The 26,455-nt window shown below is 41.8% G+C and carries 23 protein-coding genes and 2 tRNA genes; 11 read left to right on the top strand and 14 right to left on the bottom strand.

Annotated features, from left to right (window positions below):
• Positions 1-30: 30 nt before the first annotated feature.
• Positions 31-1,146, bottom strand: coding sequence for an aspartate-semialdehyde dehydrogenase (asd, locus tag MCT08_RS06060; protein WP_053311772.1), 1,116 nt, complete (start codon positions 1,144-1,146; stop codon positions 31-33).
• A gap of 427 nt (positions 1,147-1,573) precedes the next feature.
• Here asd and nhaC point away from each other — a divergent pair, with 427 nt between their 5' ends.
• Positions 1,574-3,016, top strand: a complete 1,443-nt coding sequence (nhaC, locus tag MCT08_RS06055) for a Na+/H+ antiporter NhaC (RefSeq protein ID WP_168521536.1) — start codon at positions 1,574-1,576, stop codon at positions 3,014-3,016.
• 61 nt (positions 3,017-3,077) lie between these two features.
• On the opposite strand, the gene MCT08_RS06050 is transcribed toward nhaC, so the two are convergent.
• Together MCT08_RS06050 and yejK are read right to left on the bottom strand one after the other, a co-directional pair.
• Positions 3,078-4,352, bottom strand: coding sequence for an Hpt domain-containing protein (locus MCT08_RS06050; protein ID WP_274678049.1), 1,275 nt, complete (start codon positions 4,350-4,352; stop codon positions 3,078-3,080).
• Positions 4,353-4,439: 87 nt separating this feature from the next.
• Positions 4,440-5,441, bottom strand: a complete 1,002-nt coding sequence (gene yejK, locus MCT08_RS06045) for a nucleoid-associated protein YejK (RefSeq protein ID WP_053311774.1) — start codon at positions 5,439-5,441, stop codon at positions 4,440-4,442.
• Positions 5,442-5,525: 84 nt separating this feature from the next.
• Between yejK and MCT08_RS06040 the strand changes: the two genes are divergently transcribed.
• From MCT08_RS06040 to MCT08_RS06025, 4 genes are all read left to right on the top strand, one after another.
• Complete coding sequence (locus MCT08_RS06040; RefSeq protein ID WP_053311775.1) at positions 5,526-5,750, top strand: YejL family protein; 225 nt, start codon at positions 5,526-5,528, stop codon at positions 5,748-5,750.
• 24 nt (positions 5,751-5,774) lie between these two features.
• A complete protein-coding gene (locus MCT08_RS06035) occupies positions 5,775-7,580 on the top strand; it encodes a DUF3413 domain-containing protein (RefSeq protein WP_168521532.1) in 1,806 nt (601 codons plus the stop codon).
• Positions 7,581-7,642: 62 nt separating this feature from the next.
• Positions 7,643-7,719: transfer RNA gene (locus MCT08_RS06030), tRNA-Pro, on the top strand.
• Between the two features lie 152 nt (positions 7,720-7,871).
• A tRNA-Ser gene (locus MCT08_RS06025) sits at positions 7,872-7,962 on the top strand.
• A 110-nt stretch (positions 7,963-8,072) separates the two neighbouring features.
• Here the strand turns inward: MCT08_RS06025 and MCT08_RS06020 are convergent.
• Together MCT08_RS06020 and MCT08_RS06015 are read right to left on the bottom strand one after the other, a co-directional pair.
• Complete coding sequence (locus tag MCT08_RS06020) at positions 8,073-8,213, bottom strand: hypothetical protein (protein WP_274678048.1); 141 nt, start codon at positions 8,211-8,213, stop codon at positions 8,073-8,075.
• Between the two features lie 12 nt (positions 8,214-8,225).
• Entirely contained in the window at positions 8,226-8,426 is a 201-nt protein-coding gene (locus MCT08_RS06015) for a hypothetical protein (protein WP_274678047.1), read from the bottom strand.
• 444 nt (positions 8,427-8,870) lie between these two features.
• On the opposite strand from MCT08_RS06015, the gene MCT08_RS06010 reads away from it, so the two are divergent.
• The 3 genes from MCT08_RS06010 to MCT08_RS06000 all read left to right on the top strand — a co-directional run bounded on the left by MCT08_RS06010 (position 8,871) and on the right by MCT08_RS06000 (position 15,877).
• The gene (locus MCT08_RS06010) at positions 8,871-11,960 is read left to right on the top strand and encodes a glycosyltransferase family 32 protein (protein ID WP_274678046.1); all 3,090 of its coding nucleotides are present in this window, start codon (positions 8,871-8,873) and stop codon (positions 11,958-11,960) included.
• A gap of 336 nt (positions 11,961-12,296) precedes the next feature.
• Complete coding sequence (locus MCT08_RS06005) at positions 12,297-14,291, top strand: cellulose-binding domain-containing protein (RefSeq protein WP_274674536.1); 1,995 nt, start codon at positions 12,297-12,299, stop codon at positions 14,289-14,291.
• Between the two features lie 212 nt (positions 14,292-14,503).
• Positions 14,504-15,877 (top strand): HD-GYP domain-containing protein, encoded by a 1,374-nt coding sequence (locus tag MCT08_RS06000; RefSeq protein ID WP_274678044.1) that lies wholly within the window; start codon positions 14,504-14,506, stop codon positions 15,875-15,877.
• A gap of 32 nt (positions 15,878-15,909) precedes the next feature.
• Here MCT08_RS06000 and MCT08_RS05995 read toward each other — a convergent pair whose 3' ends face one another.
• Both MCT08_RS05995 and grxD read right to left on the bottom strand, forming a co-directional pair.
• The gene (locus tag MCT08_RS05995; protein ID WP_274678043.1) at positions 15,910-17,850 is read right to left on the bottom strand and encodes a DNA topoisomerase III; all 1,941 of its coding nucleotides are present in this window, start codon (positions 17,848-17,850) and stop codon (positions 15,910-15,912) included.
• A gap of 83 nt (positions 17,851-17,933) precedes the next feature.
• A complete protein-coding gene (gene grxD, locus MCT08_RS05990) occupies positions 17,934-18,266 on the bottom strand; it encodes a Grx4 family monothiol glutaredoxin (protein WP_053311780.1) in 333 nt (110 codons plus the stop codon).
• 348 nt (positions 18,267-18,614) lie between these two features.
• Between grxD and sodB the strand changes: the two genes are divergently transcribed.
• From sodB to MCT08_RS05975, 3 genes are all read left to right on the top strand, one after another.
• Complete coding sequence (sodB, locus tag MCT08_RS05985; RefSeq protein WP_053311781.1) at positions 18,615-19,199, top strand: superoxide dismutase [Fe]; 585 nt, start codon at positions 18,615-18,617, stop codon at positions 19,197-19,199.
• A 122-nt stretch (positions 19,200-19,321) separates the two neighbouring features.
• Positions 19,322-19,822 carry a VC2046/SO_2500 family protein gene (locus MCT08_RS05980; RefSeq protein ID WP_168786603.1) on the top strand — a complete coding sequence of 167 codons (501 nt, stop codon included), beginning with the start codon at positions 19,322-19,324 and terminating at the stop codon, positions 19,820-19,822.
• Positions 19,823-20,010: 188 nt separating this feature from the next.
• A complete protein-coding gene (locus MCT08_RS05975; RefSeq protein WP_053311783.1) occupies positions 20,011-20,682 on the top strand; it encodes an SDR family oxidoreductase in 672 nt (223 codons plus the stop codon).
• Between the two features lie 34 nt (positions 20,683-20,716).
• Here the strand turns inward: MCT08_RS05975 and MCT08_RS05970 are convergent, their stop codons facing one another.
• From MCT08_RS05970 to ccmD, 7 genes are all read right to left on the bottom strand, one after another.
• Positions 20,717-21,481 carry an MlaA family lipoprotein gene (locus tag MCT08_RS05970; protein WP_274674539.1) on the bottom strand — a complete coding sequence of 255 codons (765 nt, stop codon included), beginning with the start codon at positions 21,479-21,481 and terminating at the stop codon, positions 20,717-20,719.
• A 69-nt stretch (positions 21,482-21,550) separates the two neighbouring features.
• A complete protein-coding gene (ccmI, locus tag MCT08_RS05965) occupies positions 21,551-22,768 on the bottom strand; it encodes a c-type cytochrome biogenesis protein CcmI (RefSeq protein ID WP_274678042.1) in 1,218 nt (405 codons plus the stop codon).
• Positions 22,768-23,262 (bottom strand): cytochrome c-type biogenesis protein, encoded by a 495-nt coding sequence (locus MCT08_RS05960; protein WP_053311927.1) that lies wholly within the window; start codon positions 23,260-23,262, stop codon positions 22,768-22,770. The genes ccmI and MCT08_RS05960 overlap by 1 nt, the downstream gene beginning before the upstream one ends.
• Positions 23,262-23,813 carry a DsbE family thiol:disulfide interchange protein gene (locus MCT08_RS05955; RefSeq protein ID WP_053311786.1) on the bottom strand — a complete coding sequence of 184 codons (552 nt, stop codon included), beginning with the start codon at positions 23,811-23,813 and terminating at the stop codon, positions 23,262-23,264. The genes MCT08_RS05960 and MCT08_RS05955 overlap by 1 nt, the downstream gene beginning before the upstream one ends.
• The gene (locus MCT08_RS05950; protein WP_053311787.1) at positions 23,814-25,769 is read right to left on the bottom strand and encodes a heme lyase CcmF/NrfE family subunit; all 1,956 of its coding nucleotides are present in this window, start codon (positions 25,767-25,769) and stop codon (positions 23,814-23,816) included.
• Positions 25,766-26,251, bottom strand: coding sequence for a cytochrome c maturation protein CcmE (ccmE, locus tag MCT08_RS05945; protein WP_053311788.1), 486 nt, complete (start codon positions 26,249-26,251; stop codon positions 25,766-25,768). Before ccmE ends, MCT08_RS05950 begins: the two co-directional genes overlap by 4 nt.
• Positions 26,248-26,454 (bottom strand): heme exporter protein CcmD, encoded by a 207-nt coding sequence (ccmD, locus tag MCT08_RS05940; RefSeq protein ID WP_168521516.1) that lies wholly within the window; start codon positions 26,452-26,454, stop codon positions 26,248-26,250. The genes ccmE and ccmD overlap by 4 nt, the downstream gene beginning before the upstream one ends.
• Between the last annotated feature and the right edge of the window lies 1 nt (position 26,455).

Below are 26,455 nucleotides of genomic sequence, written 5' to 3'. Positions count from 1 at the left end.
AGTAGAATACGTTTTTCTGAAAAACAATATTTATTTCTTTTCAGCCAGGATAATGCGTAAAGTACGACGTAATGGCTCAGCAGCACCCCACAAGAGTTGGTCACCAACCGTAAAGGCATTTAAGAAATCATCACCCATTGCCATTTTACGCAAGCGGCCAACAGGAATTGACAATGTACCCGTCACTTTTGCTGGGCTTAGTTCTTGAGCGGTAATATCACGATCATTTGGAATCACTTTAACCCAATCATTATGGGTAGCAATCATCTCTTCAATCTCGTCCATTGGCACATTTTGCTTTAGCTTAATCGTCAATGCTTGAGAGTGACAACGCATTGCACCGATTCGCACACAGGTGCCATCGATTGGGATTGGTGAAGATTGAAGACCGAGGATTTTGTTCGCTTCAACGCCCGCTTTCCACTCTTCTTTGCTTTGACCATTATCACGTTTAACGTCAATCCAAGGGATAAGAGAACCTGCTAGTGGCGCACCGAATTGATCCGTTGGGAAAGAAGACGAACGCATGGTTTCCGCAACTTTTCTATCAATGTCCAAAATAGAACTTGATGGATTTGCAAGCTCTGAGCTGACTGAATCATTAATAACGCCCATTTGAGAAATAAGCTCGCGCATATTCTGCGCGCCTGCGCCAGAGGCCGCCTGATAAGTCATGGCACTAGTCCACTCGACAAGACCTTTTTCATACAGACCACCTAAGCCCATTAACATAAGGCTGACAGTACAGTTACCGCCAACAAACGTGTTGGTGCCAGAATGAATACCTTGCTGGATTTGTGCTAAGTTAACAGGATCTAAAGTGATGATGGATTCTTTGTCCATACGGAGGGTGGATGCCGCATCGATCCAATACCCTTTCCAACCCGCTTGTCGTAATGCCGGGTAAACCTTTTCAGTATAGCTACCACCCTGGCAAGTAATCACCGCATCGAGTTGTTTTAGGCTATCAATATCGTAGGCGTCTTGCAGAAGACCCGCTTCTTTTCCTAAAGAAGGGGCAGGAATACCGATTTGGGATGTACTGTAAAAAACAGGCTCAATCAGATCGAAGTCTTTTTCTTCAACCATACGCTGCATCAATACAGAACCGACCATACCACGCCAACCAACTAAACCTACTCTCATCGCGCTAACTCTCCGTGTATCTAAAAAAGTAAAAAAATGTACCCCACCATCTATAAGTGGTTCAGCATAAAATCTCAAGACTTTCTTGGTAAAAATCATCACTTTTTGTTCTGAAATACCCCTTATTCACCAAAAATGGCCAAGAGTTAGGAAATCACCATTTAAGTCGTTATTCAGAATGTAATAATAAACCAGACGCTAAATTATCACGCTCTTGTTACACAATAAAACCATGTTACAAAACATTTCGATCTATTAACTTTAACCAAAGGCAACATTTAATGCTATTCATTAACCATGCAGACGACATGAATCACATACGAGAGGTTTAATGTCGATATATTATTCTGGGTAATGTAAAGTGCAGGCGAACTCAGTGAGGGCATGAAGATGCCTTTGGCTCATAAATCTGACAAGAGGCTCTTTTATGACGCAAGTCCCCCAACGCCTGCCAAGCATAATGCAAGTTATTATTGCGCTAGGCTTATTCCTATTACTCGCATTTTCGTTTACTGCTCAACTCGATTTACCTATCCAACTCGCTCTATATATTGGTTGGTTTATCATCATTGTGTTGGGTGTTAGATTGGGTCACCAATATAAAGATTTAGAAAAAGCAGCACTTAATGGTATTTCTAACGGCTTAGGAGCTGTTTTAATACTTTTAGCCGTTGGTGCACTAGTGGGGACTTGGATCTCTGGCGGAATCGTACCAACCATTATTTATTATGGTCTCCAGGCAATACATCCTTCGATTTTCCTTCTTGCCACCATGATTATTTGCTCTCTGACTGCGTTAGCGACTGGTACATCATGGGGCGCAGCAGGTACAGCCGGCATTGCAATGATGGGTATTGGGCAAGGTCTAGGTGTTCCTGCGCCAATAACTGCTGGTGCTGTACTATCTGGCTGCTATTTTGGCGATAAGATGTCACCGTTGTCAGATTCAGTGATTCTTGCTTCATCAATGTCGAACGTTGAAGTCATGGAGCATATCAAAGGGATGCTGCCCATTGCTTTAATCAGCTACATCATTACTGGCATCATGTTTACACTGTTTGGCTTCCATTACGCAGGTAATGTCGATATGTCTCAGGTTCAAGGTGTTATTAAAGCCATGGAGACACAATTCTACATTACGCCGTATTCATTTGTTCCTGTATTGATTGTCCTTGGTCTGTTGGCTATGCGTATGCCGTCTTTCCCTGTCATTAGCTTCGGCTCATTGCTTGGTATTATTTGGGCGGTGATGATCCAAGATGTCGATTTCCTACGCGCTTTCAATACCGCTTGGGCTCCTTATAGCATTGAATCTGGCGTTGACTTTATCGACTCGATACTAAACCGTGGCGGTATGTCATCAATGTTAGGCTCAGTCGCTGTGATCGTATTTGGTCTTGGATTTGGTGGTTTACTGGATAAAGTTGGGGTTTTAGAAACCATAGCTAAGCTATTCGAGCGCCGTGTAACGAGCGCAGGTTCTCTGGCTACTAGCACGATTGGTACGGCATTTATGGGTAACGTTTTCGGCTCTGCAATGTATGTATCCTTGATACTGACGCCTAAAATCTGCGCGAAAAACTACGACCGATTAGGTTACCAACGCAAGAATCTATCACGTAATGCCGAATTTGGTGGCACCTTAACTTCAGGCATGGTTCCATGGAGTGATAATGGTATATACATGGCGAGTATTTTAGGTGTTGCAACTCTTTCTTATGCGCCCTTCATGTGGTTAAGTTTTGTGTGCATCATCGTCACCATATTTACCTCATATATGGGTTGGTTCGTTGATAAGTGTGACCCTACAACACCAACAGAAACCGATGAAGAACTTGCCGAACTCAGCTTAAAAAAACAGTCCGTTTAGCTAAGAAATCTGTTTCACAAATAAAAAGCTGAGCCCATTTGGGTGCTCAGCTTTTTATTTGTTATTTGTCTAAATGAAGCCGCGCACTCTCAATGGCAGAAGATAGATATTTAGCCAAAAGGTGAAGTTGTTCTTCACTAGGTATTGAACCGTTATCTAACACCTGTTCAATCTCATACGAGATCTGCTTTAAACCTTCAGCACCTAAATTTGCTGCCACACCTTTTAAGCTATGTACTCGCCTTCGAGCCCCTTTTCTATCGGAATGAATTAACGACTCAAGTTGCTCTGCATCTTGACTATGATCTTGAATAAAGACACCGAGTAACATTTGTACTGAATCGTTATCTCCATTTAGGGCATCTAGCATCTGCTGCACATCCACCTTTGACTCAGCATATTTAGGCGTTAGCGCTGCCGTATCAATAACTTCATTTACCTCAGCCTTCTGTACGTTAGGTTCTTTTACAACGGTTCCTTCTTCATCTGGCTCAATCGTTTCCGAGCCTACCACCACTTGACTCGAAATGCTTAACAACCAGCCCATCAACAACAGTGCGATGGCACTAATAGCGGTGATCACATAACCATATGATTTGAGCAAATAATGATATTGATCCTCAACATAGGTAATTTGTTGATAGATAGAATGACGCAATAAGTTCTGTACTAAATAGGCTCCTTGGGCATATTGGTTCAGTAGTTCCGAAGCTTGTGCTAACGACTGCTCTAATTCTTGCTTTTGCGCTGGAGGCAACTGTTGAGCTTCAACATAGAGCCTATCTAATGTGCGATATATTTGAGGATTTTGCTCCATATCGCTAAACATCGCTTCAAATACATAGGCACCCAAAGTCGTATATTTTTGTTGTACTTCTGGGGGAGTAGTCGGCTTATCACGCAATAACTTCAACTGTTCAACTAACTCTTGAATCTTTAACTCAATCGACAAATAAGATCTTGTTAATTGGATATATCGATCTGTTACGTGCAACAGTTGCTGAATATCAGGCTGAAAAAGGTGTACCCGATGTTCCACCTCAAGCTGTAAACGTAACGAATAGAGTAACTGAATATTCAAAGCCAAGTCATTAGCACGAGCGGAACGGTACGGTTCTTTGAAATAAAGTGAGCTTCTTAATTCATCAACGCTATTACCGAGCTCTTCTACTGCTGACATTGTTTGGTAACTGGAATGGTTCTGCCAATAAACTGTACCAATCAAAGCTGCCCAACCGAGAAGGATCAACAGATAATATCTGACTTTAATACCATTCCATTTTCTATAACCAAACACTTGCGCTACCACATCTAATTTACAATTAAATACAAGCATATACCTAAAGTAGTGAGCCTGCTCTGTTACCGATTAAAACGATGATAAAAAAAGAGAGCCATCTCAAGCTCTCCTTCTCATCAGTTTTTAGCGATTTCGTGTTAGTTGGTCACGCAGATTAGGCGGTGTCCCTTTGATGGTCAACGTGTCCGTCTCTGGGTCGTAAAAAATACGCTCACCCAGCAACAGGCTATCAAAGCTAACATTCAGCCCTCCACCAGCACCAACAAATTTAGTTAGCTTACGTACGGTAGAACGATCACCGGGAAAACTGTCTTCAAGATCATAGCCATGTGCTGCAGTATACTCTAGGAAACTGGTTCCATCTTGGCTTGGTGACAGTTCACCAGACAACTCGCGAACTTGAATCTCTTCGCCTGCTTTAATCTGTTCGTTACAATAGTCGTACACTTGCTTTTTGTAATTTATCGCTTCATCTTTTTCTAGCTTAGAATCAGAGCAGAAATCTTGCACCGCTTGCATCAATACTTGGTTTTGAACCTTGGTATCTAAACCTACATCAGCTTGCAGAAAATCTAAAAAGAAATCAGATACTTTGCGCCCTACACGCCCTTTGATATAAGCAAGGTAACGATTCGATTCTTTGTCGGTTTCAAAGCTGGATAAGTCAATACGAGCAACAATATCCATTTTGCTAATATCGAGATAATCGGTGGCACTAATATCCAAACCTTCAGTCACTTTCAAACTTTGGTTAAGAGGCAGGATCCCGATAAATAAGTAATCGGTCGCGAGAGACTGATATTCAGCCATCACTAAAATACCTTCATCGGCAAAAGGATATTTTGACAATTCTTCTTTTAGTCTCTGGGCACTAACTTGAGAAAAATCATAAAAATTACGCTCACCTTGGCGAAGTTCCTGCAACCAAGTTTGAAAATCACTGTCAGATTTAAACGAACCAAAGCCTTTACCTGCCTTCGAGTTAAATACGCGATGCAGCTCTGCGACTAGGTTTTCTGTGGAAGTATCATTATCTAAAGATTGTGAGCGGTACTTAACAACCAGCTCGTCTTGTTCATTTTTGCTCAGTTGGTGCAAAATCACGTTGGTAAGGTGAAGGCTCATAGTGAAATTATCATCGTTCTGGTTTCAGTTGTAAGGCATTGTAGGTTATCATAAGCCGCTTTTACTATCATCATTAGAGTCTTTATGCCAATTACATCTAAATACAGCGACGAGAAAATTGAAACGATTTTGACTGAGGTTGCTGCCATTCTCGAAAAACACAGTGCCTCTCCAGAGCTCACTCTTATGATTGCGGGAAATATTGCAACCAATGTCTTAAACCAGAACGTTGCAGCTTCACAACGCAAGACGATTGCTGAAAAATTTGCTCATGCTTTAATGTCGTCTCTAGAAGACAACACCCACTAATAAGAATGTATAGATAGAAATCACATGGTAGATAGCGAAAATACATACGGTGAACGCGTATCACGTTTGGTTGGTTGGGGGCATTGGTTTGCTTTCTTCAACATAATAGCAGCGATGCTTATTGGTACTCGATACATTGTCCAATCACCATGGCCTGAAACCTTGCTGGGGCAATTTTACCTAGCGTTTTCATGGGTTGGGCATTTTGGGTTTCTTGTTTTCGCTCTCTATCTACTCGTGCTATTTCCTCTGACATTTGTCATTCCGTCACGCAAACTATTTCGTTTTGTGGCGGTTTGCTTTGCTACCCTAGGCTTAACGACTTTATTGATCGACACTCAAGCCTACCAAGCAATCAATCTCCATTTGACCCCAATAGTATGGGAGTTACTGTTTACCGATGAAGCCAGTACGATCAGCGCTGACTTGCAACATTTATTTGTTGTCATGCCGCTCATTTTTCTGTTGCAGCTTGGCTTGTCCGAATGGGTGTGGCGTAAACAAAGAAAATTATCACACAAGCACGTTGGTCGCCCAATCGCAGCTGTCTTTTTTATAAGCTTCATTACCAGCCATTTAATATACGTTTGGTCTGACGCTTATTTAGAAAGTTCTGTGACCAGTCAAAAATCGAATTTTCCTCTTTCCTATCCAATGACAGCAAAATCATTCATGGAAGAGCATGGGTTATTTAACCGTGACGAATATCTAAAACGCTTAAAAGACAAGCCTGATAATGTTGACCTGGTTCGTTACCCTATCGAACCACTTAAATTTGAACGCAGAGCCAATAACCTGAACATTTTACTCGTTAGCGTGAACAATTTAAGAAGCGATGTATTGACACCAGAGATCATGCCAAGTGCTTATCAATTTGCCAGCCAAAACTTGAAATTCAATAATCATTACAGTTCAAGTAATGATATGTTTGGTATTTTTGGCCTCTTTTACGGTCTGCCTAGTAGTTATGCAAGCAGTATTCGCTCTCAAGGTGAATCACCAATATTGATTAATGTTCTTCAGCAGCAAAACTACCAATTTGGTCTGTTCAGTGGTGATAATTTTGATGACTCACTCTATGAAGAGACGGTATTCAGAAACCTGAATGTATCAAAAGCACCATTCAACAAAAACAGTAGTCATGACGAACAAACGATTGAACGCTGGGCGAAATGGGTACCACAACAGGCAAATAAACCTTGGTTTAGTTACTTGGAACTTACTACGGTTGATAACTTTAATGATTTTGATAAATCACCGACCGAAAGTAGTACCAGTGACCGTTTAAGAGCCGGCTATAATAACTCGGCAAATTTCGCTGACAAAGAACTCGGACTACTGTTTAACAAGCTAGAAGAATTACAACTGCAAGCAAATACTGTTGTTGTGATCACTTCTAATCATGGCGCAGAATTTAATGAGACTAAAACCAATAGTTGGGGCGCAAATAGCAACTACAGCCGCTACCAATTACAGGTCCCGATGATTATCCATTGGCCTGGTAAAGTCGCAGGGGAATATTCACATCGCTCAAGTCACCTCGACTTTTCAGTAACGCTGCTTCAAGATTTGCTAGGGGTTTCTTCTAACCCAACCGATTTTAGCAGTGGCCGAAACTTGTTTAACGAAAGCAAGAGAAAGTGGATTTTGGCTGGAGACTCAAGAGAATTAGCGCTCATCACTGCAAAGCAAACCACGGTTATCGACAAATTTGGCAACTTCAAGCTATTTGATGAAAACTATCAGCGCCAGAGCAATACCAGCCCAACGCTACCAGTTCTGATGCAAGGCTTAACCGAACTGCAGCGTTTTTATGCTAAAGATAATTAAATCAGGCTGTTAGAACTATTGTCTCTTGACGATAAAAAGAAAAATGAGTAGATTACGCAAATCGGACTGTAGCGCAGCTTGGTAGCGCACCGTCATGGGGTGTCGGGGGTCGGAGGTTCAAATCCTCTCAGTCCGACCATACACCTAGAAAAGAGGGCTTCGGCTCTCTTTTTTTATATAAAAAACATATACCTTTTGATAAAAAACACCATTAAGCGCACACAAAACAACCAAACGGTCATTTTGGCACTTTACAAGTGAAAACAGTATCGCTAATATGCGCAACAACACGGAGAGATGGCTGAGTGGTCGAAAGCACCGGTCTTGAAAACCGGCAACCGTTAATAGCGGTTCTAGGGTTCAAATCCCTATCTCTCCGCCATATTAAGAGACAACCCACTAGAAATAGTGGGTTTTTTCGTATCTGAAACCTCGAAATTCATATTGCACAGAAAGGTAATATGACAACATCACGCTTGCACTTGGTCAGGTTCAGTATGCCGATGACTGCACCATAGTACAAAAATTTGGATCGTAACGGTAGGCAATAGCAGTTTTCGTCTGCGCATTTAAATTAACCCATTCAGTCATGCGAGCAACAGCAAAAATAACATCCTCTGCACGTTGTACCATTTTCTGGGTGTATTACGCTCGAGGGTCTGAGTAATCCGTGTACCAAGATGAAATCACTATGTCTGCATCAAACTTCCCTAAATCAATGAGTTGGCCTTTATAACGGCGTTCATAGAAATGAACATCTCCCACTGCCACTAAAGCAAGTTCGGGGTCGACGGTTCCGTAAGCAACTTTAAAACTGGATAAGTGGCTGTTACTCTTGTCCCCCATTTAATTCCATAAAAATCTTCATTTTATTATAAATGACCTATTTCAAGCTTATAGTTATATATCATTAGCATACCCTTCAGCCCAACATATAAATCACTGCAAATATCATGATTTTTCACTACATTTTAAACGCAAAAATAATAATGATGCATAGCGCCAAGTGGCATATTAAGCCTATTTATATTTAGCGAACAACTAGCGAAACTATCAATCTAAATTGCAGAGAATTTTATGCCATACACAGTACCGCCACGATCTCATACAACACCGGCCATGCAACATAGAATAAGCACAGGTCAGCATCAGCGACATTTCTTCGGCACACAAATAAAAAGTATACGTAGGGCGGGTTTTCGTACGAAAAGGCCACCAATAAGCTCCCATAATTATAAAAATCTAGCAGCTCATAAACCTGTTGAGGGTTGCTTTAAGCCAGGGCTGACAATGACGGTTCTTACATTACTGCAGTTGACAGCTCTTTCACAACACAACTCTCTTTTACCGTCAGCACAAAAGCGCTCAGAAAGCTCAGCACTCTGTATACCGCCAGTTAAACCTAACAGAGATATCCTGCCATATAGGACACCATCAACAGTCCCATCACTACCCCTTATACAAACTCACCAATCACCGCCAGCTGAAAGTAAAACAGGCCGCAAACCGTGGAGTTTACTACCTGTAGCAGACGCATCTCCTTTACCGGCTAATAGCAATAAAGGTTTACCTTCAACAAATGACCAACGCGATTTTGAAATGGGTGAAGTCCTCGCAGAACTGAGCCATCTTATTTCTATCAATGACCCGACCAATTTATTACACCTCTTCGACCTTTTAGATAAAATCAGTGCATTATTAGAGCTATACCCAGACCATCAAACGCAGTCGTACTTTCCAGCCGGAGTTGAGAGTGCCGACCTACGCGGTGAGACACCGCTGCAGATGGGAGCAAGAACATGGGCAGCAAAGAGAGGATGTGCACCATTAAATATTTTCCCCTCGGACGGAACCACTAAACAACAAGTTGGTTTCGTTTTAGAAGAAATCGGACACTCTTTAAAGGATCCGGTTAAGGCAATACTCAACCATATGACTAGATTGGTTGCAATATTCTCCGGCAATCCGTGTTTAGCACAAGCGTCTGCCACTACTCTATCTAGAACCAGTATCGCTGCAAGTGCATTTTTAGATTTACCTATCGGCCTGACCTCATATGCCGCTTCAACTGTTGTTGGTTCTGCCTTCGAGGAAGCCGGTCATTCACTCGCGGTTGGAAAAATCGATCAAAATCATCTTATAAAGGAGTCAAAAGAAACGCTCGTATCATTGGCAACTCTTGCAGCCTTTCACGCAGCCGGAACCGGGGTATCTGAAGCCACAAATAAATTAATTAATAGTTCAATATATAAATCTGCGCAAAAAACGCTAGCAGATAATACCGCTCGACTTTTGGGGATGCTTGGTGATGAAGCTGAACGTATATTTTCAGCCCAAACCGTCAATAAGTTAGTTGACATTATGAATATTGTAGGTATGTCAGCAGAACATTTAACAGGACAAAAGGTATTTGTTAGAAAATACAATAGCAACTTTGAAGGTATGGCAAGAACAGAATATGAAAGAGCACAAGATGTAAGTATTTTGAAAACCATGGTACAACATGGTGAGATACCTCATGCGTTAGTAAAAGAGGATGGAAAAGCCATTGTGGTTGAACTAGATACATCAGGGCTAGGAAACCTCAGCGCTAAACCAGCTTCTCCCAAAATAACGGCTTATGGTGAGAGCATTCAATTAGATAGCATTCAATACATAAATGAAGATAAAGGTTTTGTTGGAGTCAATTTAGTTGGTAATCAATACCCTGTATTTTTTGATCATATCACTGGTAAGTGGGAACATGCAGAATTTTCACAACAAGAAATAAACGAAGCAGCAATGCTCTCACCCAGAGGTAATCCAGATTTTATACCATTGAAAATATTAGCAACTGACAAACAATCCTTCACAGATTTTTTGAATAAAAACTATCATTTACGAGGTCAAAAAAATAAGCTAACAAGACTAAATGGAGTACCAGCTGATATTCCATTATTCCTCGGAACGTATAAGAGAAATATTATTAAATATATCTCTTATAGGGGATTTGAAGTACCAATTACTCGCGTTATCACTAATGATGGCATCGAGAAAATCATGGTCTTAGATCCAGAAAAACAAGAGCCAACAGAATATATCGTTAGATTTAAAAACTCTGGAATAGAAATAGAAATCGATGATACTGAAATTTCAACACTCGGTTGTAATCGAATTAAAAGATCTATAGATGCTCAAAGTAATTGTGAGTTCCCTCTATTTATAGGAACCGATGGATTAACCAAAACTGGTGTTTTAAAGAACATTTTTTATATGCGAATGTTTATGGATGACTCTAATCCTGTGACTTTGCATGAACTTCGTAGTAAACGCCGTGTGTATATAGATATAAATACAGGATTAATACATATCGGACCTAGAAGCACTGATTTTAACTTTATAAAATCATCCTCTATGCAAACATACAAAATCATTCCTATAGACAATGATAAAATCAGACTGGAAAGAGTGCTTTTCCCTGATCACAGTACTACTTTCACCCCGGTTCAGGCAGCCGAGTTTAAAAAAAACCTAGGCCTAGAACCCAGTGATTTATACAAAATTAATCCGACTGATTATACAGTTGAAATCCCTAACCGTGTGAACATGTGCTGGGTTGGACCTAAAGAGTTCCCCCACATATCTGAGTTGGAAGAAAGCCTCAGAAATACTGAAGATGGTAAAACACAATTTCATATTTTTCTTGATAGTGATGATCCATACTACACTCAAACAAGAGATAAAATAATGAAACTTAAAAATGCAGACAGAGTAACTATACATGATGTAAAGGAATTTCCACTTCTAAAGGATTTGGTTGGTAATCCTGCCTATTCATCGGCTAAACAAAATGGTTACTCAGCATTTCTCTCCGATATTGCACGTTATATTATTCAAGGCACCGAGGGGATTGGAGGGGTATACATAGATACTAAACATACAATCCAACAGATGCCAAATGAGAAAGTTTACATCGAAGACAACGGCCTTCTTATTAGTAGAGATAACATCGTTAATCCTACGACTTATAATAATGATATTATCGTCACTTCAGCACGCGGTAGTTCATTTTTGTTAGACCTTGCTAAAGTCGGACTGAAAACGCTCTCTAATAATGCTCAGGAAATAGCTAATCACGTCCCAAGTTCTCCTCCATCTCAGTCTAGTTTAACTCATAAGTTATTGCATAAATTCGGAGTAAAGGCTTTTTCAAAGGAAATAATTAACAAATCATCATTAGCTAGGTATTCATTTATAGCCTATCAGCATCATAATGATTTCGTTGATTTAGAATGGCATAGAGCTACATCTCAATTTACGTCCTTTAATTATGGAAAAAAAGCCATTCCTAGTGCTCATGTTAAAAAAGGTAAATATCAAAAGTCTTGGGATCATGAATAATGATGAAAAACAAACTGTATCTACCACCATCATTCCAATACAGTAATATGTAAACACTTGTAAACCCTACCTCTTAAGGTAGGGTTATCGGATAGTGATGTCAATAACAAAAAAATTATCAAATCTGGAAATAAAAACCCCCATAGTTTACAAAAAATATATATCACTTTTCTTCACTTTATATAAAAAACATTTAACGAGAAAATATCACACATCTTGGTACATAAAGTTTTTATAGAGAAAAATCGTTAATTTCAAAATAAAGCATCACAAAATGTAATCCATGATATTAGTTTTAACTTTTATATTTATCCCAAACTCGGAGATCAATTTTATATGATAAAACCCACAGACTTTAATAAGTCATTAATTGCCTTATCGTTAACTTTGGGGGCGAGCTGTTTTTCGTTTTCAGCAATAGCCAGCGCTCAAGTAGGACAAAACATTGTTAACCCAACTGGAAATATCCTAGAAGGTTATTGGCATAATTGGTGTAATTCTAATGGAGGAGATGGCTATCAGGCTGGCTCATCTGCCTGTATTCAATTACAAGAGATCCACCCAGATTATAATGTTGTGATGGTCTCATTTATGAAAGCATCTGCACAAAATCGAATTCCAACTTTTACTCTTGACACATCTCTTGGAATGACGGAGCAAGATTTCATTAATCAAATTGGCACATTGAATGCTCAGGGCCGCTCAGTGCTCCTCTCACTAGGTGGTGCTAATTCACATATCGAGCTCCAGAGAGGCGATGAACGCGCTTTTGCTGATGAAATCATTCGACTAGTTGACTACTATGGTTTCGACGGGTTGGATATTGACCTAGAACAGAATGCTATCAAGGCGGCTGATAATGAATACGTGATTACCGAAGCACTAAAAGTAGTGAAGCTGCACTATCAGGAACAAGGTGAAAACTTCCTCATTGCTATGGCTCCAGAATTTCCAAACTTACGGGTTAATGCCGCAAATACTTATAAAGAATACATAGAAAAACTTGATGACTATTATGATTGGATTAGTCCTCAGTTCTATAACCAAGCTGGTGATGGTGTAAATGGTGATTACAGCGATGGCGAGTGCAACAGATTTATCCCGCAAAATAATGATAACTGTAAAAGTGAATTTATATACTGGAGTGCATATAATGTTTCCAATGGTCTGGATGGCATGGTTAAAATACCGCACGATAAACTAGTTTATGGTATTCCAGCCAATAAAGATGCGGCAAATAATGGACAAGTTTTAGATCCTCAAGATCTGTTTAATGCATTTGAAAGATTAAAAAGCGAAGACTTGCCTCTGCGCGGTATTATGACTTGGTCTATCAACTGGGATATGGGTAAAGACTCTAATCAAACGAGCTATGATAGCCAATTTGTTAGGACATACGGCCCTTTCATCCATCCTGGTGAAGGTGAAAATACAGCACCCATTCTATATGGTATTGAGCACGTCGATATCTTAATTGGAACCAATTTTGACCCCATGCATAACGTTACTGCCTATGACGATCAAGATGGCGATTTGACCAGCGCAATAAATATAACGGGCTCGGTCGATACCAGTGCTGTTGGAGTGTACCCACTTCAATACTCAGTTACAGACCAGCAAGGCTTACAAACTGCAAAAACCCGTAACGTAACCGTGAGTGAAACACCTGAGTGTGGTGAAGTTAATGAATATCCAAACTGGCCACGAAAAGACTGGGAAGGCGGTGATTATAATCATGCAGATACAGGCGACTTGATGAGCTATCAAGGTTCAGTTTATGAAGCTCAATGGTACACATCTTCAGTACCTGGCAGTGATGCAAGTTGGATATTGGTCGACAGTTGTCAAGGTGGTGGAAATCAAGCCCCAACGGCTATTATTGACGGCCCAAATAGCGCTAACATCACTGACCCGATCACATTAGATGGTCAAGGGTCCTCCGATGAGGATGGCTCTATTGTTAGCTATCAATGGACATGGAATGATATGCCAATGACGTTAACTCAACCCATTTTAAACATGACTTTTAGCGAAGAAAATAAGGGCGAAAATGTTTTCACGCTAACCGTTACTGACAACGAAGGTAAGGATAATACCGTAAGCCACACCGTTACTGTTACTTCAGATGACGGTGGCACTGAACCTGGCGACTGTGGTGGTATCCCTGCTTATCAAAATTATGATCCTACAACAGGCGAAGGAATTTATATGAACAAGGATCTTATTTCTCATCAAGGAAATAAATACGAGTCTCAAGCCGACAATTTGTATAACGTTGAGCCGGGTACAGCGGAGCACTGGTGGAAACTACTCGGTGCCTGCCAATCATAGTGAATATAAAATTCTTCTTTAAGTAAGCAAAGCCCTGTAGCGATATCATCCTACAGGGTTTTTTATTTCATATCCTTGGGGAAAAGTGAGTAAAAACTTAGTACTAAACTAAAGTTTGTTCACAAACGGTGACTCTTCATCAATAATCATTAAAAGCCAAAACATAATCGATCTAAAAATAAAATGAATCTCTTACCGATCTAAGGATAAGCATGCAAACGACTATTGACCCCGTAATGCCGCTATCAGAGTTGATGCTCGCGCTAACCATGGCATTGGATATGACGGAAGGGCAACCCCCTGAGCACTGCATTCGATGCTGTTGGATAGGCATGCACATTGGTGAAGAGATTGGGTTAACGGAACAACAGCTCTATGATCTATTCTTCACTCTACTGCTTAAAGATGCTGGATGTAGTAGTAATGCCGCACGCATTTGTGAACTCTATCTGGCTGATGACCTTACATTTAAACGTAATTATAAAACTGTCGGTACAAGCTTATCTAGCGCCATTAATTTTGTCGTGAAAAATGCGGGAGCAGGACAAAGCTGGATGACTCGGATTTCAACTACAATCGATATCCTGAAAAATGGTACTAACTACGCACAAGAATTGATTGAAACACGCTGCACTCGCGGTGCAGAAGTGGCGCGAGAACTTCGCTTCAGTGAAGATGTTGCTCAAGGTGTGCACAGTTTAGATGAACATTGGGATGGAAGTGGTAAACCAGAGCAATTAAAACACGAGCAAATTCCGCTTTATTCGCGCATCGCTCTTTTAGCACAAGTGGTCGATGTATTCCAATTTGAGCATGATTTGAGTACCGCATTGGACGAAGTGAAATCCCGCAGCGGAAAGTGGTTTGATCCGCGGCTAGTCGATGCTTTTGTCTCTGTCTCACAACAACTGGCGTTTTGCCAGGGACTCAATGCAAATGATATTTGCCAAAGAGTCATGAACCTAGCCCCCGCACAAGTCAGCATTTCGGTAAATGACGAATATTTTGACTGCATCGTTACCGCATTTGGAAAAATAGTTGACTCTAAAAGCCCTTATACCGCAGGTCATAGCGAACGCGTTGCGGTTTATACAGACCTGATTGCCGAAGAGCTAGGCATCGAAGAAAATGAACGCAAATGGCTAAAACGAGCAGTTTTATTACATGACCTAGGCAAGCTCGGTATTAGCAATACCATCTTGGACAAGCCAGATAAGCTTAATGATGAAGAATGGGAAGCGGTAAAAACTCATTCCGCTTTAACTGAACAAATTTTATTGCAGATCTCCCCTTTCCAATCACTAGCGAAAATCGCAGGTGCACATCATGAAAAGCTCGATGGTACTGGCTATCCGAAGAGGCTCAGTGGTGACGAAATATCACTTATGACACGTATCATTACCACTGCCGATATTTTCGATGCCATTACTGCAGAAAGACCTTATCGTGGGGCAATCCCCATCCCTAAAACCCTACAGATCATGGAAGAAAATTTACATACAGCCATTGATGAACGTTGTTTCAATGCACTAAAAATCGCGATCCACAAACTGCCAAGCCACTATTTATCGTCTGAAGTTGCTTAGGTCGAAAAGATAGGTGGATGCTGCATACAGCCTCATAATTTGGAGGCAGCCTTACCTTTACGACGTGCACGGCTGCGCTTAAAAGCTGGGCGTTCTACTTTTGGTAAAGAACGCAGTGATTCCGGCACAGGCCCTGACTTAGCCTGTTCCATGATGTGAGTAATGCGTTCTTGCAGCACTTGCATAAACGGCTGATAGGCTTGGCCTCGTTCTGCCATCGCATGCAGTTGATGCTCCCAATGGGCAGTCATATCAGGGTAAGTCGATTCATTAGGCAATGCATGAATTAACCCTCGCCCAGCAGTGGAGCTCATGATCAACTTATTTTGTCGTGTTAATAGCTGACGCTTAAATAATGTATCTAAAATACCCGCTCTGGTTGCCTCTGTGCCTAAGCCATCGGTTTCACGCAGAATTTTCTTTAGTTCGCTGTCTTCGACATAACGAGCAATACCTGTCATGGCTTGCAGTAATGTCGCTTCTGTAAAATAACGCGGTGGCTCGGTTTTCCGATCTTTAACCTCTCCCTCTCGACATGTAAGAACCGTGCCTTCATTTAAGGGAGGGACGCTATCCACACCACCATCATCTTCTTCCACTTTGCCTAAAAGTATTTTCCAGCCTGTAGAAATCAGTTGCCGCCCTTTCGCAATGAAGATCCCACCAGCAATATCAAATACCAATTTAGCTTCTGCATAAATCGCTGCTGGGTAAAACTGCATTAAATACTGACGAGCGATAAGCTGGTAGACATTCATCTCATAGCTCGACAATGCATTCACAGATGCCTGTTTTGGGGTGGGGATAATCGCATGATGAGCCTCCACTTTTTTATCATTCCATGCTTTCGATTTCAGCGATAAATTTGCACCATTTACGGCGGTGGTAAGGTCTTTGGCATTGTTAGCAATCGCTTGAGTGACTGAGGATGCCTGAGCATAATGCTCCAATGGTAAATATCGGCAATCAGAGCGCGGATAAGTGATTAACTTATGCTTTTCGTACAATGACTGACACGTATCGAGCACCTGCTGAGCACTCATGGAGAAACGTTTTGCCGCATCAATTTGCAATGCAGAGAGCGAATACGGTAAAGGTGGAGCTTGCTTAGTTTGCTTTTGCTCAGACTCAATCACTTTGGCCGGTTGCCCTGCTATTCGGTTAGCCACATTTTCGACAAGTTTGCGATTTAAAATTCGTCCATCTTCATCTTGCCATGGCAGGCAAGCCTCACTGGGCTTCCAACGAGCACGAATGTCAAAAGCCGCCTGCCCGTCTAGATACGGAATAAGAGCATCAAGAGTGAAGTAGTCACGAGGAATAAAATTTTCGATCTCTTCATCTCTTCTCACTACCAGGCCAAGTACCGGCGTCTGCACTCGCCCAACCGATAATACACCTTGATAACCCGCTTTTTGCCCAAGTAGTGTATAAGCGCGAGACATGTTCATGCCATACAGCCAGTCAGCTCGTGAACGAGCCAGAGCTGAAACCGAAAGTGGGATAAAATCTCGATTGCTGCGCATCTGGTTCAAAGCACGTTGCACGGCTGGTAGGTTTAAGTCACTGATAAGCAAGCGTAATGCTTGGTCTTTCTTGGTTTGGCTGACTTTACAATAGTCAATCACCTCATCAACCAGTAGCTGCCCTTCTCTATCTGGGTCACCGGCATGAATGATTTGTGTGGCATCTTTTAGCAGTTTACGAATAACCGTCAGTTGTTTGCTCGATGTTTTACGCGGCCGAAGTTGCCATTGTGCCGGAATAATCGGTAGATCGAGCATATTCCATTTTTTGAAGCGTTGATCATAAGCGTCTGGCTCAACTTGTTCTAGTAAATGCCCGATGCACCAAGTTACGATATCGCCATTGGCGCAACGAATAAAACCTTGATCTTTTTTATGCGGCTTAGGCAGGGCATCAGCAATCGCTCGCCCTAAGCTTGGCTTTTCGGCAATAAATAAACGAGTCATAAACACATTCGGCAAATACAATTAAGGCCACATTAACCAATGTGGCCTTAAAAAATCAAGAAAAACTGTGATTTTGTACAGTGTTATTCTTCATTTCCTGCACGTGCTGCTGCTTCTTTGATCAATGGCTGCAATTCGCCTTTTTGGAACATCTCTAGAATGATGTCACAACCACCGATAAGCTCGCCTTCGATCCACAACTGTGGAAACGTTGGCCACTGTGCATATACAGGAAGTTCAGCACGGATATCTGGGTTTTGTAGAATATCTACATAAGCAAACTTTTCGCCACACGCCATTAAAGCTTGTGCCGCTTGAGAAGAAAATCCACAACTTGGTAATTTTGGAGAACCTTTCATATACAGAAGGATAGTATTTTCTTCAAGTTGCTGTTTAATTTTGTCGATAGTTTCCATTGCTTCCTCTTCATGGATGGAGATTGTCTTTACGCCATTCTAAATCATTAGTGGAGAATATAAAGCACATATTATTTGTGGATATGTGGGGTATTTTCGTTGAAATAGCCACATTCACCAGTTTTGCTCATAAGCCAAACTTAAAAATATGAAAACTATCAATAGCAACTTAACCGTGACGCAAAACTTTTATACTCACGATAATGCAACAATTTTTAAAAATTAGGGTTTTAATAAAGTAAAAAGTTGCTAAAATGATTTGCAAGTCAGTCATATCGACGAATATCACAATAACATTGGAAGCAACCGAAAGAGAAAACTCTTTCTACCACTATGGAGAATCGAGCAATGGCATTTGAATTACCAGCTCTTCCTTACGCTAAAGACGCTCTAGAACCACATATCTCAGCTGAAACTCTAGATTTCCACCACGGTAAGCACCATAACACTTACGTTGTTAAGCTAAATGGTCTTATTCCTGGAACTGAATTCGAAGGCAAATCTCTAGAAGAAATCATCAAAACTTCTACTGGTGGTGTTTTCAATAACGCAGCTCAAATCTGGAACCACACTTTCTATTGGCACTGTCTAGCGCCAAACGCAGGCGGTGAACCAACTGGCGCTGTTGCTGACGCAATTAATGCTGCATTTGGTTCTTTTGAAGCATTCAAAACAAAATTCACAGACTCTGCAATCAACAACTTTGGTTCTTCTTGGACTTGGTTGGTTAAAAAAGCAGATGGTTCTCTAGATATCGTTAACACTTCAAACGCAGCGACACCGCTAACTGAAGAAGGTGTAACACCACTGCTGACGGTTGACCTATGGGAACACGCCTACTACATTGATTACCGCAACCTACGTCCTGATTACATGAACGGTTTCTGGGCACTGGTAAACTGGGCATTCGTAGCAGAAAACCTAGCAAAATAATCCTTTCCCCTAGGATTTACATTTAGTCATATGATAAGCCTGCTTCCCCGCAGGCTTTTTTATTATTTAATCTAAAGTTATCTGCATCCTAGCCGTTAAAAGTGCATCGGTTGGAGAGGCAAATGCAAGTACATACATTAGATAAAGCCAGTATTATTAACGAGCTTCAGTTCGGCACAGGCCTCAGTCATGCCGTACAGCAAGGGCGTCGGGCTGATTTTGCTCTCATCTTGTCAATGTTTTCTAACGATGTTCGTGATAATACCCCAGTGGAGCGAATAGAGAACCCGCCCACTAGCGATGAATTACTACGTAAAAGGTTTGAGCTCTGCGATCCTCAAGCCTTGCGTTCTGACTCTACGTCCTACACGGTTTCCGCAAAGCAAGCCGAATTGTTTCATCACGGTGGGCTAGCTAGTGCTAAGCTGAGCCATTACTTAAAGCCTGAAGTGCTCACTTATTTACCTGAAGATACACATAATTTCCCGGAAGAGGTTTATTTGAACTTGTCTGGGCATGAACGGCGTCATCTATCAGCACCTAAAACTGAATTGCTTGCTGCAGATTTATATGTCCAATTAGCGGTCGCACATCGACACGATCAGATCCGTACTCAAGTTTAGTGTCTTAGATGCAATACCAAACGACATTATCCATTGCAGAATGTGAGACCGAGCAAAAAAACAGCACACCATGCCTCTTCAGAGCGCGTTATTTGATGCTATTCACATCGCGACCATAACTAATCAACCATCCTATACAGACGAAATCCATCGAGAACGACAACACAAATAATAGGGTGAGGCACCCAATGGATATAAAAAGTGCAATTGTATTAATCACTTCAGCAAGCTCAATACTAGGCAGTACTCTGGCTGTTCATTTTGCCCATTTAGGTGCAAAAATTATTTTATGTGACCAAGATGAAAATGGGCTAATGGAAACATTCACTCGTTGCCATGCGATATCGAATGATGTGCATTACTATCATACGCCGGACTACTCCTTAGATAGCATCAATCAACTTCTTGATTATATTAATGATACGTACCAAAGTGCACCAGATGTTCTGGTCAATAACTGGCCAAATGCCCCTTTACCATCTCTGATAGGGGAACAGCATGCCGAGCTGTTCATCCAAAAACTGGCCATGATGGCATCAACGCTGTTTATCTTTGGTCAAGTCAGTGCTGAGCGAATGCGCCAAAGCAATAAGCATGGGGTAATTGTTAATGTGGTTTCACAAAATGAAGAGTATGACTTGTCGGGGATTGAAAATGCGAATTCAATGGTGTCTGGCTTTACCCAAAGTTGGGCCAAAGAGCTAACCCCGTTCAACATAAGAGTTGGAGGCGTGGTAGCCACATCAAATAGCGATCTTGGTGAGCAAATTCATTGGGCTGAAATGCAAGACGAATTAATTCGTAATACAGAATATATTGTTGCTAATGAGTATTTCAGCGGTAGAGTGATGTCGGCATAGTTGTATGACATACCGACATCGAATATACGGATAATCAAAAACCTTCTTCTAAATAATCATCAAGGAAATCTTCTTCTGATTCATCAAAGGTTTGGTTGTCAATCTCGGCTTTGAAATCTTGTCTTTGTAGATAGACATCACGTGTCAACGAGTATGGATCTGGTGAATTCTCAAGTGTCGATTCTTGTGATACGAGCAACGCCCGTTTTTCCATTCCCTCAAATGCCCATTTGCCTAAGCTTGCCCATATATTCAGATAGGATAACGGGACATACATACCGTCTACGACATCCGTTACTTCACGGATAGTATAGGGACCATAAGCAGGTATCATTACATAGGGGCCATTCCCTACTCCATAGTGCCCTACTGCGTCACTGAATGCTTTCTCATTATGTTTGGTGATGCCTGCTTCAGAAGCGATATCTATCATACCAAGTAGGCCAAGTGTACTGTTCAGCCAAAAACGATTTAAGTGGTCAACGGCTTTTTCACCATTACCCATTAGTAAATTATTGATAACGCTTGATGGCTCATCAAGGTTAGATAACACGTTGGCAATGACATTCCTTATTGGCACCGGAATGTAACCGACATAAGCAATGGAGATCGGACGAACTATATAAGGATCGAGGTAATCGTAGTTAATAGTCCACATTGAACGATTAAAACTTTCGAATGGATCTTCAAGGCTGGATTCACTTAATTGCGGTGAATTTGAATCTGGTGCACTAGCACATCCTACAAGAAGGAAAAATAGTAGAGTAAGATATGTGGCTCGGCCTATTCGGCTTATCATATTCAATTTCCATGTAAAAAGGCCGATGACTGCATCGGCCTATCCTGTTCTAAGTATATTCGGTTGTAGTTAATATTGCTTATTAATTACAACTTCGACGGGCTGCCCCATCTCAACAACCGTACTCTCGCCAAACCAATCGCCAGTTTTTGTGCTGACATTACCGTCGCTATCAACACGAACTCGAACGATAAATTGTGCTAAATCGGATAACTGACGTCCTTGCACCATGCTGTTACGATTATCCAACGTCACTTTAAGTGGAAATTGCGAAAGAGGATAACGTGCAGCGGCAACTGGCATAGGTGCGCCATCAGCACTATGTACTGAAACAATTAAGACAGCATTTTGCGGCAAGGTTACTGAACTGTCCAATGCAATAGTGACTGGCACGGAAACACCATCAGTATCAGGTTGCTGCATTTTGCCTTGAGCACTTTCAATACTGCGCGCCAACATTTCATAACGACTATCTTGGGGACCGATCATCTTCTGCATTAAGCTCCAGTATTTGATCGCTGCAGGGTAATCCTGACGCTCAAAGGCATCAAATGCAAGTAATGAAAAGACTCGCAAATCAACGTAGTCTTGCTGAACTAGCCCTGTGAGTATTGAGCGAGCCTGATTTTGATCAATTTCATCTTGAGACAACATCAATGCTTGCGCATAACCTAGCTTCACGTCGGCGTCTTTAGGCTCTAAACGATACGCTTTTTTCATTGAACCAATCGCGGTTTCGATATCTCTATTTGCCAATGCAATACGCCCAAGCAGCAACCAACCGGTTGCATCATCTGGTTGATAATGGAGACGTGTGCGCAGAGCCAACGTTAGATCTTCCATTTCATCATCAGTTAACGCTTCCCCATTGGGTGACATTAGCTTTTTCGATAATGCAGGTAAGTTAGCATTTACTTGCTGCCACTGCTCGACCTGATCAGCAGCACCTAATTTTATATAAACAGCGTAACTTAGCACCACCACCAGTAAAATTGATGGAATGAGTACCAACGCTGGTGAGATATAAGAAGAACCATTCACTTTAGACTCAGCCGGAATATCATCAAGCAAGGACTGTTTTAGATCTGAAATCAGTTCTTGTTCATTATCCACAAGCCCTTCTTCAGTTTCTACTTGCAGCTCAGATAGGCGATCTTTAAAAAGAGCTTTGTTCAGTTCATCGCGCAATGCCACATCATCATTAGATTTTTGTTTGATAATAGGCAATATGATAAACACACAACCGATGAAGGTAAGAATGAGGGTCGATAACCAAAAAAACGCCATTATTGCTTGTCTCCATTCTTCTCATCAAGAGCTTCATTTTCTAGTAACTGCTTTAGTCTCGCTTCCTTTTGGGCATCCCAATTTTCAGCTTGCTCTGTGACAGAAGCTTTACTGCGACGGGTTCTTAAGACGATAAACCCAAAACCAAACACCACCACGGCCAATGGCCCCAACCACAAAATAGAGGTTGCTACCGTGAATGGTGGGTTATATGTCACAAAGTTGCCGTAGCGTGCGATCATATAATCAACGATTTCCTGCTCTGATTTGCCTTGTTTTGTCATTTCGTACACTTTATGGCGCAAGTCCTGAGCAAGCGCGGCATTCGAGTCGCCAATCGTATTATTTTGGCATTTAGGGCAACGTAACGTGTTGCTTAAGTCTTTAAACTGCTGCTCTTGCTGCGTATTATCAAATTCATACACCTCAATCGCAGCTTGAACGGATAAGACCAAGGCTAAACTGGCAAGGATTGATAGAACAAAGCGCTTCATCATTTTGCCTCCTCAAGCAGTTTTTGATACATCGGCTGCAAGGTATCTTTCCAGTTGGTTGGGTTAACATCACCCACATGGCGGTAACGAATCACACCATCAGAGTCAATTAAGAACGTTTCCGGTGCACCATATACGCCAAGATCGAGCCCTAACATACCATTACCATCAAATAAGCTAATCAAGTAAGGATTACCCAGCTCATTTAACCATTTCACCGCTTTGTCACGTTGATCCTTATAGTTCAGACCGATGATTTTCACACCATCACTGGCTAACTTATTAAGGTATTGATGCTCGGCATAACAAGTTGGACACCAAGTCGCCCAGACGTTAAGTAGCAGTGGCTCACCTTTAAAAACTGACTGATCATAAAGTTTGCCTGGTTCGGCCAGATCTTCCAAACGAAATTCTGGTACCTGCTTACCAATCAGGACTGACTCCAATTTGGTTGGATCATCCCCTTCGGTATTTTTCACTAATTGGGTGGTGAACACCGCAACCAAACCAAGAAAAGCAAGCAGTGGAATAAATAAAATCTTTTTGTTCATTTAGGCCTCCTGCTGGGTATTTTTTCTAAAGCGGTAACGTTTATCACTGATCGCAATCGCGCCACCAAAAGACATCAACAATGCTCCAGCCCAAATCCAACGAACAAACGGCTTATAGTAGATTCGAATTGCCCAAGAATGGCCATCTTCTAATCTTTCACCCATTGCTATGTAAAGGTCGCGAGTAACACCACGATCGATGGCTGCTTCTGTCATCATCGATTTAGCAGTTCTGTAGAAACGCTTTTCAGCGTGCAATGTATTGACATATTTGCCATCTTGAGTGATTTCAAAGTCTGCAATATAACCGTCATAGTTCGGGCCATCTTTATCTCTTAAACCCTCAAAATAAAAATCGTATTGCTGAATTTTAAATGACTCCCCCGGAGCAAGACGCACATCACGTTCAATACTGTAGTTTTGTACCATCGCAATACCAATGACGGTAACAGCCAAGCCAATATGTCCTAGCATCATTGCCCAGTGACTGCGTTGCAACTTCTTCACACCGTCCCAGAAAGTATGGCGATGTGTCGCTCGCTCATACAGCTCTACACCATGTAGCAAAATAATCCACAGCGCCATCACCCACCCCATAAACGCCATTAGGCTAAAGTGCTCGGACAATAGATAAACCATAGCAGCCGAAATAACGAGTGCAGCGGTTCCACACAGCAACATTGGCTTTAATAGCTTCGAGAAATTATCTCGCTTCCAACGGATAAGAGGGCCAATCCCCAGTAAGAAGGCAAATGGCACCATTAACCACGCAAACAACATATTAAAGAAAGGCGCGCCGATAGAAACCGAACCAAGACCAATCTGTTTATGCACCAATGGCAGCAATGTTCCCACAAGCACCACAACCAGTGCAGCTATCAAGAGGATGTTGTTAGAAAGTAATGCATTTTCGCGCGAGACCAATTCGAAGTTGCCGCGAACCCGCACTGATGCGCCTTTCAATGCAAATAACAACAGTGAGCCGCCGATAACAAAGACTAAGAACCCAAGAATAAATAGCCCACGAGAAGGATCGGAGGCAAAAGCGTGTACCGACACTAAGATGCCGGAACGTACTAAAAAAGTGCCGAGCAAACTGAGTGAAAATGCGGAAATAGCCAGTAAAACGGTCCATGCTTTAAACGTGCCACGTTTTTCTGTCACCGCTAAAGAGTGCATTAAAGCCGTACCTGCTAACCATGGCATAAACGATGCGTTTTCTACAGGATCCCAGAACCACCAGCCGCCCCAGCCAAGTTCATAGTAAGCCCACCATGAACCAAGAGCGATGCCAAGTGTTAGAAATAACCATGCAGCGGTTGTCCATGGGCGAGACCAACGAGCCCACGCTGTATCAAGGCGTCCAGTCATTAATGAAGCAATAGCAAATGAGAATGCAACCGAGAACCCAACATAACCCATATAAAGCATCGGTGGATGGATAATCAACCCAGGGTCTTGTAATAATGGGTTGAGATCGCGCCCATCAACAGGAAAGTAAGGTAGCGTGCGTAAAAACGGGTTCGAGGTAACAATAATGAACAGTAAGAAGCCAACACTGATCAAGCCCATGACAGCAAGTACCCGTGCAACCGATTCTTGTGGCATACCACGGCTGAAAGAAGCCACGGCTACCGTCCAAATTGCTTGGATCAATACCCAAAGTAACAACGAACCTTCATGGGCTCCCCATACTGCAGTTAATCGGTAATACCACGGTAACTGGCTATTTGAATTACTGGCCACATATTGCACGGTGAAATCATTGACATAAAATGCCCACAATAAGACAGCGAACGAAAGCAGCAGTAATAGGAACATTCCCCACGCTAGTGGACGCGCAGTATTCATCAGCATGGTATTGCTGCGAGACGCACCAACCAAAGGCAAGATACTCAATAAAATTGCAAGCCCTAGAGAGACAATAAGGGCAAAATGTCCAATTTCAACAATCATTGAGCGCTTCCTTGTTTCTGTTCCGCCGTATAGTCTAGCGGCTGATGTGTCTTTTTCATCGCTTCTGCTATTTCTGGTGGCATGTAATTTTCGTCATGCTTTGCTAGCACTTCAAAAGCTTCGACTGTGGTTGGATCTTTAAGCACACCTTGAGCAACAATCCCCTGACCTTCACGGAATAAATCAGGCAAAATGCCTTCATATTCGACCGTTACATTCGGTCCAACATCGTGCAACTGAAAACTCACTCTTAATGATTCAGGGTCACGAGTCACTGACCCCACGACAACCATGCCACCAATGCGTAAACGTTGACCGACTTCAGGTTTCGTGCCGTCCGGTTTACCTTGAACTAGCTCTGTTGGCGTATAGAAAAGATCCATATTTTGATTTAGTGCGTACAGCATTAAGCCAATAGTGGCGCCAACCCCGATGAATAGTGCCAAAATAATCGTTAGCCTTTTTTTACGTCTTGGGGTCATAGTGTATTCTCCATATGCTTAGCGGCATCAATTCTTGCTTGACGATCCACTTTTGCTTGAACGTCTTGTAATAAGGTTTTTCCACGTTTCATGCTAACGGCTAATAGAATTAGCATCGATAAAAAAGTGATACCAAAAGCACTCCAAACGTAACCGGCGTAACCACCCATCGCTAAGAAATCACCAAATGAATCAAAATGCATA

Origin of the sequence: Vibrio aestuarianus, from assembly GCF_028858425.1 — a bacterium.
Classification (GTDB): domain Bacteria; phylum Pseudomonadota; class Gammaproteobacteria; order Enterobacterales; family Vibrionaceae; genus Vibrio; species Vibrio aestuarianus.
This window is presented reverse-complemented; position numbering and strand designations above follow the sequence as displayed.